The sequence below is a fragment of the Streptomyces sp. NPDC016469 genome (assembly GCF_040632905.1).
GTDB lineage: Bacteria > Actinomycetota > Actinomycetes > Streptomycetales > Streptomycetaceae > Streptomyces.
This window is the reverse complement of sequence record NZ_JBEYCQ010000012.1, coordinates 1-12344: the sequence shown is the minus strand read 5'-3', so window position 1 is coordinate 12344 and position 12344 is coordinate 1. Positions and strand designations below refer to the sequence as shown.

The following is a 12344-nucleotide window of genomic DNA, read 5'->3' as shown; positions in this document are numbered from 1 at the left end:
GTCCCCATGACCGCGATATTCGGCGTCCTGCGCAGAGCCGTGACCACGGGCCGCAGGGCCGGCCGCCCGGCGACGGCCCCCGCGACGGCCGGGCGCAGGCAGCACAACCTCTTCGAAGCGGCGGCCGTGTTCGTCGCGGCGTCGGCCGAGGACGACGAGGGGCGGATGGACGAGGCGAGCGGGTGGGTGTCGCCGGAGCAGCTCTCCTTCGGCGTCAGCGAGCTGGCCTGCCGGGCGGTGATCGCGCTGGCCCGTGAACGGAACGAATCGCCGCAGGTGGTGGCGCGGGAGCTGATGGGCCTGTCCGACACCTGATCCGGAAGGGCAGGCGGAGGCTCCCATGGGACATCCGTCCTTGTCAGGCCCTCGACGGCGGGGTTACCCACTGGTTAGGGTGCGCCGACGGAAACCATGACGGATGAGGAGAGCGCAGTGACCGGGACGGACGACACGGTCGCCGACGACGACGCGCTGTATGTGCTGACCGCGGTCCTGCTGACGCCCGCGCAGTTCCCCGGCGTGCTCGGCGACGACTATCCGGCGGCGTGCGCGGCGCTGGGCCTTGAGCCGTACGCCGAGGGGTACGGGCTGGTGCTGGGCCAGGACTCCGACGGCGCCCGGTGGACCGTCGTCGTGGACGACGTCTCCCTGGTGGCGGTGGCGATCGCGTCGTGGGACTGCGGCATGGAGTACGACCTGTCGCCGGACGACGGCTCGGTGGTCTGCGCGCTCCCCGGCTGGCCGCTGGCCGTCGCCGTCGCCGCGCCGGGGGTGCCGGCCCCGCACGACCCGGAACCCGATCCGGAGGCGGACGGGGAGGACCCGGCCCCCCTGTCGCCTCCCGACACCGATGTGTGGGGGCCGGCCCAGCGCCGCCTGGGTGCGGACGCCATCGCCTCGCAGTGGGCCGCCTGGCGCGGGCAGCTGGACGACGCGACGGACTCCGCCCCGGTGAGCGGGGAGGCCGGGGCCGCCGCCCAGGGAAACGACGCGGAGGCCGCCGGTGAAGGCTCGCAGGCCGGGACCGCGGTTCCCGGCGCCGACGCGACGGAGGCCGGCCCCGCCCCGGACGACGTACCGCGACCACCGGCTTCCGGCGGTCATCCCGGGATCCGGCGGGCGCTGGCCGAGGCGCGCGGCTACCTGGACGATCCTCCGCCGCCGGGCCGTGTCCGGTCCTCGTTCGCGCCCGGGGAGGCCCGGATGATCCGGGCCGACGGCTCCGGCTGGTCGATGGTGGCGAGGACCGACGACATCGCCTTCCTGCTCCTGGACGAGGTCCCCGGCGAGATCCTGCCGGTCAGGCGCGGGCCCGAACTGCCCGGTCTCCTCACGGCGCTGGACGCCATCGCCGTACGCCCGTCCTGACCGCCGGCGGGGACGACCGCCGACGGGACCGGACGGAGCCGGGCGGGATCAGACGCGGTCGAGCGGCCGGTGCGGCTCGGCAGGGAGCTCGAACTTGACCGGGTCTCCGGGCCTGACCACGCCGCCGACCGTGACGACGCCCATGATCCCGGCCTTGCGGACGATGTTGCCCGCCTCGTCGCGGCCGACGACCTGCTTGAGGAGGCCGCCCTGGAAGTTGTCGATCTGCATGCACGGATTGCGCAGCCCGGTCACCTCGACGACCGCCTCGTCGCCGAGGTGGAGCAGGGTGCCGACGGGCAGGGCCAGCAGATCGATCCCCCGGGTCGTTATGTTCTCCCCGATGTCGCCCGGCGCCACCTCGAAGCCCAGCGCGCGGACCTCGTCGAACAGCTCCTCGTGGATGAGGTGGACCTGGCGCAGATTCGGCTGCGTCGGGTCCTGGGCCACCCGGGAGCGGTGCTTGACCGTGACCCCCGCGTGCACATCGCCCTCCACGCCGAGCCCGGCAATCAGGGTGACGCTGTCGCGGTTGGGCTTGGTGAAGCTGTAGGTCTCGTTCCTGCTGACGGCGGTCACGGTGCCACTCACGGCGGATACCCCTCTCAGCGGCCGGCCCTCAACGGCCGATCTCCTTGCGTGTGATCCTACGGAGCCGTCGGCGCTGGCCGGGGTCCAGGGCGAGATACGCGAGCGTGGGGACGCCGACGAGCACGAGCAGGGACAGCCAGAACCCGATGAACGGCATCAGGACGACCGCTACGACGACTCCCCCGATGGCGATCTTGGCGCTGTTGGACATCGTCCGTACCTCCTTCGCGACCCGTGGCCGCCTCTGATGACGAGAACGTCCGCGCGCCCTCATCGGTTCCTGATTCCCGTTCCCTCGTGGGCGGAGCGCCCGGTCACCGCAGCGGCGCACCGACCTCGTGCATATGGGTGAGCGCCTGCCGGTAGGACTCGACGAGTCCGGTCTCCGTGTACGGCAGGCCGACGGCCTCGCAGTGGGCCTTGACCAGGGGCTGGACCAGCCGCAGGTGCGGCCGGGGCATGCTCGGGAAGAGGTGGTGCTCGATCTGGTAGTTGAGGCCGCCGAGGAACCAGTCGGTGAGGGCCGCTCCGCGTACGTTGCGCGAGGTGAGGACCTGGCGCCGCAGGTGGTCCCAGCGGTCCCCGTCGGGGTCGGGCATCTCCATGCCCTTGTGGTTGGGGGCGAAGGCCATGCCGAGGTGGAGTCCGAACAGCGCGTGGTGCACGAGCGCGAAGACGACCGCCTTCCCCGGGGACATGACGGTGAGGAGCAGGGTGGCGTAGAGGCCGAGGTGTGCGGTGAGCAGGAGTCCGGACAGGGCGCGTTCGCGCAGGGGCTGCCGCTTCAGGTACTGGAACCCGGAGACCTTGAGCGCGATGCCTTCGAGGAGCAGCATCGGAAAGAACAGGCGGGCCTGGTTGCGGGTGAGCCAGCGGGCGAAGCCCTCGCGCTGCGCGGCCTGCTTCTGGGTCCACACGAGGGCGCCCACACCGACGTCGGGGTCCTTGTCGATGTGGTTGGGATTGGCGTGGTGGCGTACGTGCTTGTCGTTCCACCACGCCTCGTTCATGCCGAGGAGCAGGTTGCCGTGGAAGAGGCCGATCACACGGCTGACCTTGCGGTTGCCGGTTATCTGGGCGTGCCCCGCGTCGTGTCCCACGAATGCGGTACGGGCCCAGAGGAGGGCCAGGGGCAGGGCGAGCGTCAGCACCCACCAGGTGTTGCCCAGGAGGACGATGCCGGTGACCACGGCCGCCAGGGCGAGCAGGTTGACGGTGATACCGGCGGCGTACCAGCCGGTGCGCCGTTCGAGGAGTCCTTGCGCCTTGGCGTCCCGCAGCAGCGGTGCGAAGTCGCTTCCTGGGCTTCGGGCGCCGTCACGCGTTCGTTCCGCTGCGGCAAGGGTGGCCTGGGGCATGGTTTCTCCGGTCTCGAATCCGCTCCTACCTCAGGAAACGTACGGTTCACGGGGTGCTGGGAGCCATGGCGCCACCACCCGAGGCATGGTGGTGCCAGCACCCGTCCGGGGTGGGGGGCCGACTGCACCGGCCGGCCGCGCCCGCACCACCGCGTGGCGCACCTCACACGGAGGGGCGACCCCAGGAAGCGGAAGTTGGAGTACCCTCGGCGACCTCGGTCGGCTAGTCAAATTTGAGGAATCTGACATCGCTGTGCACAGCCCCTCCTCCGCTTCCCTCTCCGAAATCTCCGAACTCGCCGGGTGTTCCGCGGTCTTCCTGCCCTCGGACCCCTTCCGCACCGGCCGCCTCGCCTTCTGGCACCCCGACGGCAGCAACCCGCCCGACGGTCCCGGCGAGCCCGGCACGCTGACGGTCTCGGGCCCCGACGCCCTGCCGTACGAGGTGCCGGCGCGCCTCGTGTCCGTCGCCGACGGGCTGCCCGTGCTCACGCGTGCGCGGGCGGCGGCGCACGCCTCCGCGGCCGTGGCGTTCTGGGGTGCGGCGGGGCTGCTCGCCCTGCAGTTCGCCGCACGGGGCCTGCTCCTTCCGGGGCTGACCGCGACGGACCACGACAGCTGGCGGTCCGGACCGCTGACTCCCGACGACCTGATGCGCGTCCGCACCCTGGCCGCCTCCATGCCGCCCACCGCCCACGCCGTGCCCGTCGACGCGGCGGCCCGGCCGCTGCTCCTGCCCGAACCGGAGCGCCTGGTACGGGCGTTCCTCGACGCGGTCGCGGACTCGCTGCCCCGGACGCCCGCCGCACCGCTCGCCGCGGGCGGGCCGGCGTTCACGGCGTGGGAGCCGCAGCGGCTGCCCGGCCACCGGGCCTGGGCCGCCGATGTCGCGGCCGGGCACGATGCCGGGGTCCGGCTGTCGCTGCGCGTGGAGGTGACGGGCCTCGACCGGGGCGACGGACCAGGTTCCGGGCCTTCGTTCCGCGTGGTGCCGCAGATCCACAGCGTCAGCGACCCGGCCGTGGTCGCCGACGCCGCCGAGGTGTGGGCAGGCGGTGGTCCGGCCGCGGAGGCGTTCGGGCCACGCGCCCGGATGGACACCCTGCTGATGCTGCGCCGGGCCGCCCGCGCCTGGCCGACGCTCACCCCGCTGCTGTCGGCGGCCGTGCCCGATGCGGTGGAGCCGGCCGACGAGGAGATCACCGAACTCCTCGGACCCGCCGCGCGGGCGCTCGCCGCGACGGGCGTCCAAGTCCACTGGCCAAGGGAGCTGACCGCCCGCAAGCTCACGGCGGGCGCGGTGATCGGCCCGGACGGCGACGAGGCGGACGGCGGCGCGCCCCGAGGGCTCGCGCGGACGGCGTCGGACGCCGCGCCGCTGCTGTCGTCCGATGCCCTGCTCACCTTCAACTGGTGGTTCGCGCTCGGTGACCAGCAGCTCAGCCGCGAGGAGCTGGACCGGCTCGCCGAGGCGGGCCGGCCGCTGGTGCGGCTGCGCGACCAGTGGGTGCTCATCGACCCGGACGAGGCGCGGCGGGCCCGGGAGACGCGGGACCGGAAGGTCTCCCCGATCGACGCGCTGGGCGCGGCGCTCACCGGTTCCGCCGAGGTGGACGGCCGGCGGGTCGAGGTCCGGGCCACCGGCTGGCTGGAGCGGCTGCGCGAGCGCGTGGCCGACCCGGCGCGGCCGGACGGGGGCGGGGAGCCGGCGATCGGTCAGCCGGCCGCGCTCACCGCGACCCTGCGGGATTATCAGCTCCGGGGTCTGAACTGGCTGCACACCATGACCTCGCTCGGGCTCGGCGGCTGCCTCGCCGACGACATGGGGCTCGGCAAGACCATCACCCTGATCGCGCTGCACCTGCACCGCCAGACCCTGGAAGGAGGTGCCGGGCCCACACTCGTGGTCTGCCCGACCTCGTTGATGGGCAACTGGCAGCGCGAGATCGAGAAGTTCGCCCCCGGCACCCCGGTCCGCCGCTTCCACGGCGCGTCCCGCGCCCTCGACGACCTGGCGGACGACGGGTTCGTGCTCACCACGTACGGGACGATGCGGCTGGACGCGCCGAAGCTCGCCGCGGCGCGGTGGGGCATCGTCGTCGCGGACGAGGCGCAGCACGTGAAGAACCCGTACTCGGCGACGGCCCGCGCGCTGCGCACCATCGGCGCCGGGGCGCGGGTGGCACTGACGGGCACCCCGGTGGAGAACAACCTCTCCGAGCTGTGGGCGATCCTCGACTGGACGACACCGGGGCTGCTGGGGCGGCTCGGCACGTTCCGCACCCGGTACGCGCGGGCGGTGGAGGGCGGGGACCCGGCGGCGGCCGAGCGGCTGGGCGCACTGGTGCGGCCGTTCCTGCTGCGCCGGCGCAAGTCGGACCCCGGCATCGCACCGGAGCTGCCGCCGAAGACGGAGACGGACCGGGCGGTGTCGCTGACGCCCGAACAGGCGGGGCTGTACGAGGCGGTGGTACGGGAGACGCTGGCGGCGATCGCGGAGGCCGACGGCATGGCCCGGCGCGGTCTCGTGGTGAAGCTGCTGACCTCGCTCAAGCAGATCTGCAACCACCCGGCGCAGTACCTCAAGGAGGACGAACCGCGCATCGCCGGCCGCTCGGGGAAGCTGGAACTGCTCGACGAACTCCTGGACACCATGGTGGCGGAGGGCGCCGGGGTGCTGGTGTTCACGCAGTACGTCGGTATGGCCCGGCTCCTCGAACGGCATCTGGCGGCGCGCGGCATCGGCACGCAGTTCCTGCACGGCGGAACACCGGTCGCCGCGCGGGAGGAGATGGTGAACCGGTTCCAGGCGGGCGGGGCACCGGTGTTCCTGTTGTCCCTGAAGGCCGCGGGCACCGGGCTCAACCTGACCAGGGCCGGTCATGTGGTGCACTTCGACCGCTGGTGGAATCCGGCGGTCGAGGCGCAGGCCACCGACCGCGCGTACCGGATCGGGCAGACGCAGCCGGTGCAGGTCCACCGGCTGATCGCCGAGGGGACGATCGAGGACCGGATCGCGGACATGCTCGCCCGCAAGCAGGGGCTGGCCGATGCGGTGCTGGGGTCCGGAGAGAGCGCCCTCACCGAGCTCAGCGACGCGGAACTGGCCGACCTGGTGGAGCTTCGAGGGGGGACGCGATGAGGGACGGATACGAGACCGAGGAGTTCGCCGACGGCGGCGACGACCGGGAGGACGGGGCGGCAGCGCAGGAACGGACGTTCGCCGCTCTGCCGCCGGCGCCCGGCCGCGGTTTCGCCGCCTCCTGGTGGGGAAAGGCCTGGCTCAAGGCGCTGGAGGACAGCGCTCTGGAGCTCCGGCAGCTCAAGGCGGGTCGGCGCGTGGCCCGGGAGGGCGGGGTCGGCGCCGTGTCCGTGAGACCCGGCCGGATCACGTCGGTGGTGCGTGAGCGGGACGGGAGCACCTACCGCAGCGATGTGCTGCTCCAGGAGCTGGACGAGCAGGAGTGGGACCGTTTCCTGGGCATGGCGGCCGAGCGGACGGAACACATCGCGGCGCTGCTCGACCGGGAGATGCCGCCGCACCTGGTCGAGGACGCCGCGGCGGCCGGCATGGACCTGCTCCCGGGGATCGGTGACCTGGAACCGCGGTGCACCTGTGAGGCGTGGGACCACTGCCCGCACACCGCCGCCCTCTGCTACCAGGTCGCGCGGCTCCTGGACCAGGACCCGTTCGTGCTGCTGCTGATGCGGGGGCGCGGCGAACGGATGCTGCTGGACGGGCTCCAGGAGCGGATCGCGGCGGCGGCCGGGGCGCCGGACGTCACGACCGGGGCCGAGGAGCCGGCGCCGGACCCGGGTGTGAGCGGCGTACCCGCGGAACAGGCGTACGCCGCCGGCTCCATCCTGCCCGCGCTGCCGGCTCCGCCGGAACTTCCCGGAGAGCCGGGCCCCGCCCCCTCGCTCGACACGGAGACGGACCCCGAGGCGGGGGTGGATCCGACGGCGCTGGAGATGCTGGCGCGGGACGCGGCCACCCGGGCGCACCGGATGCTCGCCGACGCACTGACGCCCGGTCATGAAGGGCGCCCGGTGCCCGGGGGGCCGACGGTGCGCCAGGACGCCGTCAGGCTGGCCGCCGACGCCCGTCCGGAGCAGTGGATCGTCCACCGGCTGGCGAGCGGCGCGGGGAAGACGCGGGCCGGGCTCCCCGCCGCGGTCGCGGCCTGGCGGTACGGTGGGGCGACCGCGCTCGCCGTGCTCGACGAGGACCGGCCCCTGGACGGCGAGGCGCTGGCCCGGGCCAGGACCCGGCTGTCCGAGGCATGGGAGGAGGACGAGGCGCCCCGGCTGCGGGCCGAGCGCAACCGCTGGACGTCGGCGGACGGCGGCCTCCAGCTCCGCTACGGACCGGACGGGCGCTGGTATCCGTACCGGAAGGAGAACGGTCAGTGGTTCCCGGCGGGTCCGTCCGACGACGATCCGGCGGCCGCCTGGGCGGAGGCGCAAGGTGTCTGACAACGGGTCGGCCACCTGAACGCCCCTTTCCTGGAAGGGATTTGGGGCTCCTGACGTCTTCCGCGTCATGCGCGGCTCCCCATACGGTGGGGCCCGCACTCGGCGCCGCGCCTGCCGTACCCCTGTCCGTCTCACCCCCACAGGAGTTGACATGGAACGCAGAAGAATCCTTCAGGGCGCCGCGGTGGCGGCGGCGGGAGCGCTGCTCCCCGCCTCCGTCCGCGCCACCGCCGCGACGACGGGCGCCACGGATTACCCGGCGGCGCACTGGGTTCCCGCTTCGGGGTCCAACTACACGACCTCTTCGCGCCCTTCGGCGTATCCCGTGCAGTACGTCATCATCCATGTCACCCAGGAGACGTTCTCCGAGACGGTGTCCATCTTCCAGAACCCGGCGAAGCAGGTCTCCGCGCACTATGTGGTGCGCTCGGGCGACGGGTACGTCAACCAGATGGTGCGGGAGAAGGACGTCGCCTGGCACGCGGGGAACTGGGACTACAACACCCGCAGCATCGGCATCGAGCACGAGGGCTGGGTGGACCAGCCCGCGTACTTCACCAACTCCATGTACGAACAGTCGGCGCTGCTCACGGCCAATATCTGCGACCGCTACCGGATTCCCAAGGACCGGGCCCACATCCTCGGCCATGTCGAGGTGCCGGGCACCGACCACACCGACCCGGGCCCGAACTGGGACTGGGTCCGCTACATCCGCCTGGTCAATCTCCTCGGCACGGGCTGACCGGGCAGCGTACGAAGAGGATCCCCTGCACATCGCCGTCGGGCGCGCTGTAGACGTGGGGCGCGTCGGCCCGCCACCGGGCCGACGCGCCGGGCCCGACGGTGCTGAGGTCAGCAGGCCGTCCGACGACGGCGGTACCGGCGAGCACCATCAGGCTCTCGGACGTACCCGGCACATGGGCCTCCGACTCCTGGACCGCGCCCGCGCGGATGGTCACCCGGAACACATCGGTGACCGCTTCCCCGTCCTCGTACCGCTCGATCAGCACGGCGGTGACCGCGCTGCCGGAGACGCCCGCCCCGTCGGGCGACGGGTCGCTCAGCACCGCGCTGAGGGGGCGGCCGAGGGCAGTGGTGAGCGCGTACAGGGTCTCCAGGGTGGGGTTGCGCCGGCCGCTCTCCAGCTCCGAGAGCGTGCCCTTGCCCACGCCTGAGCGCCGCGAGAGCTCCGACAGCGACACGTCCATGCCGTGCCGCAGGGCCCGCAGCCTGCGCCCCACGTCCTCGTTCAGCCCCATCGCGTCCGCCCGCTCGCCTCTTTGGTTGACGGGCACCGGCCCGCGTCTCTAGTGTTCCACAAACAGAACGTTCCGTATACGGAACGCCCGGCAGCTTCCCGGAAGTGGCTCACTCATGCCCGCGTTGACCCGCATACGTTCGGCCGCACCTCCTTCCGCCGTGGCGGCCGGGCTGATCGCCGTCATGGTCGGGGTCACCAGCTCCGCCGCGCTGGTCTTCACCGCCGCGAAGGCGGCGGGGGCGGACGCGCGCGAGATCTCCTCCTGGATGCTGGCGCTCGGCGTCGGACTGGCCTGCACCTGTGCCGGCCTGTCGCTGCGCCACCGGGCACCGGTCGTGACCGCCTGGTCCACGCCCGGCGCGGCCCTGCTGACGACGGGTTTGAGCGGGGTGACCATGGCCCAGGCCGTCGGCGCGTTCATCTTCTCGGCGCTGCTCATCGTGGTGAGCGGTGTCACGGGCTGGTTCGCCCGGGTCATGAACCGCATCCCCGTGCCGCTGGCCGCCGCACTGCTCGCGGGTGTGCTGCTGAGGTTCGGCACGGGTCTGTTCAGCACCATGCACCAGAGCTTCGCGGTCGCGTTCCCGATGTTCGTGATCTACCTGCTGGGCCGCCGACTGCTGCCGCGTTACGCGGTGCTGCTGGCGCTGGCCGCGGGGGTGGTGGCCACCTTGTTCACCGGGGGCTGGCGGACCGGCGAGGTCCAGCTGTCCCTGGCCACACCGGTCTTCACCGCGCCCGAGTTCGACTGGAAGGTGCTCGTCAGCGTCGGCGCTCCGCTGTTCGTCGTCACCATGGCCTCGCAGAACCTCCCCGGGGTCGCCGTACTCCGCGGTTCCGGTTACGACGTGCCGGTGTCCCCGCTGATGACATGGACCGGGGCGGCCAACGCCGTGCTGGCGCCCTTCGGGGCGTTCGGGATCAACCTCGCCGCCATCACGGCCGCGATCTGCACGGGCGACGAGGCGCACCCGGACCGCGACAAGCGCTATCTGGCGGCGGTGTGGGCCGGGTTCTTCTACCTGTGCGTGGGGCTCCTCGGCGCGACCGTCGCCTCACTGCTGACCGCCATGCCGCACGAACTCGTCATGGCGATCGCCGGGATCGGGCTTCTCGCGACGATCGAGTCCTCACTGGCCACCGCACTCGCCGACAAAGCGTCGCGCGAGGCGGCCGTCGTCACCTTCCTCGCCACCGCGTCGGGCGTGACGCTGCTGGGAATCGGCTCGGCCTTCTGGGGCCTGCTCGCCGGTCTCGTCACCAGCGCGATCGCCACCGTGGGGCGCCCCCGCCGCGCCGAACCGGCACCGGAGCAGCGGCCGAGCGAACTTCCCGTGCGCTGACCGCTCCCCTACCGCCCGAGCCGCCCTGTCCCGTACGTGGAACACAGTTGCCCCGGGCATCGGTCGCGGGTTGGGATGGTGCCATGCAGAAAGCGGTATCCCAACCCTCCGCCGAATCCCTGGCACCCTTCGACCACCTGGACCACCGCTACCGCGGCGAACACCCGGTCCGCACCCTCGCACTCCTCTTCCACCCGGACCGGCGGCGGCTGGCGCTCGCCGTCGTCCTCTTCACCGTGAAGCACAGCCCCATATGGCTGCTGCCCCTGATCACCGCCACCGTGCTGGACGTGGTGGTCCAGCACGGCCCGGAATCCGAGCTCTGGAAGGCCACCGGCCTCCTGCTGTTCATCCTCGTCCTCAACTACCCGCTCCATCAGTGGTACGTGCGGTGCCTCGGCGGCAGCATCCGCCGCATGGGCATCACCCTGCGCTCCGCGCTCTGCCGCCGGATGCAGCAGCTGTCCGTCGGCTACCACGCACGGGTCAGCTCCAGCGTGCTCCAGGCCAAAGTGGTCCGTGACGTCGAAGCGGTCGAGCAGATGGTGCAGCAGAGCGCCGACATGGGGCTCGGGGCCGTCGTGACGCTGGTCGGCGGGCTCGTCGTCATCGGCATCCGGGTCCCCTCGTTCCTGCCCGTCTTCCTGGTGGTCGTCCCCGCCGCCGGGTTCCTCGTGATGAAGCTGAGGGGCAGGCTGCGCAGCCACAACGAGTCCTTCCGGCGCGAGGTGGAACAGCTGTCGTCCCGGGTCGGCGAGATGACCACCCTCATCCCCATCACGCGCGCCCACGGCCTGGAGCGGACCGCACTGGGACGCGTGGACGGCTCCCTGCGACAGGTGTTCGCCGCCGGTCTGCGCCTGGACATGCTCAACGGCCGCTTCGGCTCGCTGGCCTGGGTCCTGCTCAACACACTGGGCGTGCTGTGCCTGACCGGGTCCGCGCTGGTGGCGTACCACGGCTGGCTGGACGTCACCGCCGGTGACGTCGTCATGCTGAGCGCCTTCTTCACCGTCCTGACCGGCTCGGTGACCACGCTGCTCGGGCTCGCCCCCATCCTCACCAAGGGCCTGGAGTCGGTCCGTTCTGCGGGCGAGGTCCTTCAGGCCCCCGACCTGGAGCACAACGCGGGCAAGGCGCAGGTGGAGCAGGTCACCGGACGCATCGACTTCGAGGACGTCTCCTTCGCGTACGAGGAAGAACGGCCCGCCGTCGACGGGTTCACACTCTCCGCGCGGCCCGGCGAGACGATCGCCCTGGTCGGCGCCTCGGGGGCGGGCAAGTCGACGGTCCTCAACCTGCTCATCGGGTTCATCCGGCCCACTGCGGGGCGCATCCTGCTGGACGGCACCGACATGGCCGGGCTCGACCTGCGCAGCTACCGGCGGTTCCTCTCGGTCGTGCCGCAGGAGTCGATCCTCTTCGAGGGCAGCATCCGCGACAACGTCACGTACGGGCTCGGGCACACCGACGAGGCGACGCTGCTGAGCGCCCTGGAGGACGCCAACGCCATGGAGTTCGTCCGCCGCCTGCCCCAGGGCCTGGACACGGTGGTCGGTGAGCGCGGCGCCCGGCTCTCGGGCGGCCAGAAGCAGCGGCTCGCGATCGCCCGGGCGCTGATCCGCGATCCGAGGGTCCTAGTGCTCGACGAGGCCACCTCGGCACTGGACAACCGCTCCGAGGCGCTGGTCCAGGAGGCGCTGTCCCGCCTCGTGCACGGCAGGACCGTCTTCGTCGTCGCCCACCGCCTCTCCACCATCCAGGGCGCCGACCGCATCGTGGTCATGGAGGGCGGCCGGATCGCGGAGGCCGGCACGCACGAGGAGCTGCTGGGCCGCCACGGCGTGTACGCGGGCCTCCAGCCGGCGTTCCCGTGACGGCGTCGGGGGGGGCCGGGGTCCCGGGCCCCCCCCCCAAAAGGGACCCGGCGGGGACCCGGGCGGGCCC

11 protein-coding genes are annotated in these 12344 nt (G+C 72.6%); 7 read left to right on the top strand and 4 right to left on the bottom strand.

The window, feature by feature from the left end:
* The first annotated feature begins 6 nt into the window (after positions 1 to 6).
* Together ABZ565_RS15655 and ABZ565_RS15650 are read left to right on the top strand one after the other, a co-directional pair.
* Complete coding sequence (locus ABZ565_RS15655; protein WP_361025942.1) at positions 7 to 315, top strand: hypothetical protein; 309 nt, start codon at positions 7 to 9, stop codon at positions 313 to 315.
* Between the two features lie 117 nt (positions 316 to 432).
* Complete coding sequence (locus ABZ565_RS15650; RefSeq protein WP_361025939.1) at positions 433 to 1368, top strand: hypothetical protein; 936 nt, start codon at positions 433 to 435, stop codon at positions 1366 to 1368.
* Between the two features lie 48 nt (positions 1369 to 1416).
* On the opposite strand, the gene ABZ565_RS15645 is transcribed toward ABZ565_RS15650, so the two are convergent.
* From ABZ565_RS15645 to ABZ565_RS15635, 3 genes are all read right to left on the bottom strand, one after another.
* Positions 1417 to 1959, bottom strand: a complete 543-nt coding sequence (locus ABZ565_RS15645) for an MOSC domain-containing protein (protein ID WP_361025936.1) — start codon at positions 1957 to 1959, stop codon at positions 1417 to 1419.
* 28 nt (positions 1960 to 1987) lie between these two features.
* The gene (locus tag ABZ565_RS15640) at positions 1988 to 2170 is read right to left on the bottom strand and encodes a hypothetical protein (RefSeq protein ID WP_164399881.1); all 183 of its coding nucleotides are present in this window, start codon (positions 2168 to 2170) and stop codon (positions 1988 to 1990) included.
* A 103-nt stretch (positions 2171 to 2273) separates the two neighbouring features.
* Positions 2274 to 3317 carry an acyl-CoA desaturase gene (locus ABZ565_RS15635; protein WP_361025932.1) on the bottom strand — a complete coding sequence of 348 codons (1044 nt, stop codon included), beginning with the start codon at positions 3315 to 3317 and terminating at the stop codon, positions 2274 to 2276.
* A 253-nt stretch (positions 3318 to 3570) separates the two neighbouring features.
* Between ABZ565_RS15635 and ABZ565_RS15630 the strand changes: the two genes are divergently transcribed.
* The 3 genes from ABZ565_RS15630 to ABZ565_RS15620 all read left to right on the top strand — a co-directional run bounded on the left by ABZ565_RS15630 (position 3571) and on the right by ABZ565_RS15620 (position 8535).
* The gene (locus ABZ565_RS15630) at positions 3571 to 6459 is read left to right on the top strand and encodes a DEAD/DEAH box helicase (protein WP_361025929.1); all 2889 of its coding nucleotides are present in this window, start codon (positions 3571 to 3573) and stop codon (positions 6457 to 6459) included.
* Positions 6456 to 7793 (top strand): SWF or SNF family helicase, encoded by a 1338-nt coding sequence (locus ABZ565_RS15625; protein ID WP_361025926.1) that lies wholly within the window; start codon positions 6456 to 6458, stop codon positions 7791 to 7793. Before ABZ565_RS15630 ends, ABZ565_RS15625 begins: the two co-directional genes overlap by 4 nt.
* Positions 7794 to 7944: 151 nt before the next feature.
* Positions 7945 to 8535, top strand: coding sequence for a peptidoglycan recognition family protein (locus tag ABZ565_RS15620; protein ID WP_361025923.1), 591 nt, complete (start codon positions 7945 to 7947; stop codon positions 8533 to 8535).
* On the opposite strand, the gene ABZ565_RS15615 is transcribed toward ABZ565_RS15620, so the two are convergent.
* A complete protein-coding gene (locus ABZ565_RS15615) occupies positions 8513 to 9052 on the bottom strand; it encodes a helix-turn-helix transcriptional regulator (RefSeq protein ID WP_361026464.1) in 540 nt (179 codons plus the stop codon). The two genes, ABZ565_RS15620 and ABZ565_RS15615, sit on opposite strands and share 23 nt — an antisense overlap.
* Positions 9053 to 9167: 115 nt before the next feature.
* Here ABZ565_RS15615 and ABZ565_RS15610 point away from each other — a divergent pair, with 115 nt between their 5' ends.
* Both ABZ565_RS15610 and ABZ565_RS15605 read left to right on the top strand, forming a co-directional pair.
* Positions 9168 to 10397 (top strand): benzoate/H(+) symporter BenE family transporter, encoded by a 1230-nt coding sequence (locus tag ABZ565_RS15610; RefSeq protein ID WP_361025921.1) that lies wholly within the window; start codon positions 9168 to 9170, stop codon positions 10395 to 10397.
* Between the two features lie 83 nt (positions 10398 to 10480).
* Entirely contained in the window at positions 10481 to 12274 is a 1794-nt protein-coding gene (locus ABZ565_RS15605) for an ABC transporter ATP-binding protein (RefSeq protein WP_361025918.1), read from the top strand.
* Positions 12275 to 12344: the final 70 nt, after the last annotated feature.

What these genes read in the sequence shown, in the direction of transcription:
- ABZ565_RS15655 (WP_361025942.1), top strand. Translation starts at nt 7, where the DNA reads ATGACCGCGATATTCGGCGTCCTGCGCAGAGCCGTGACCACGGGCCGC.
- ABZ565_RS15640 (WP_164399881.1), bottom strand. Translation starts at nt 2,170, where the DNA reads ATGTCCAACAGCGCCAAGATCGCCATCGGGGGAGTCGTCGTAGCGGTC.
- ABZ565_RS15635 (WP_361025932.1), bottom strand. Translation starts at nt 3,317, where the DNA reads ATGCCCCAGGCCACCCTTGCCGCAGCGGAACGAACGCGTGACGGCGCC.
- ABZ565_RS15625 (WP_361025926.1), top strand. Translation starts at nt 6,456, where the DNA reads ATGAGGGACGGATACGAGACCGAGGAGTTCGCCGACGGCGGCGACGAC.
- ABZ565_RS15620 (WP_361025923.1), top strand. Translation starts at nt 7,945, where the DNA reads ATGGAACGCAGAAGAATCCTTCAGGGCGCCGCGGTGGCGGCGGCGGGA.
- ABZ565_RS15615 (WP_361026464.1), bottom strand. Translation starts at nt 9,052, where the DNA reads ATGGGGCTGAACGAGGACGTGGGGCGCAGGCTGCGGGCCCTGCGGCAC.
- ABZ565_RS15610 (WP_361025921.1), top strand. Translation starts at nt 9,168, where the DNA reads ATGCCCGCGTTGACCCGCATACGTTCGGCCGCACCTCCTTCCGCCGTG.
- ABZ565_RS15605 (WP_361025918.1), top strand. Translation starts at nt 10,481, where the DNA reads ATGCAGAAAGCGGTATCCCAACCCTCCGCCGAATCCCTGGCACCCTTC.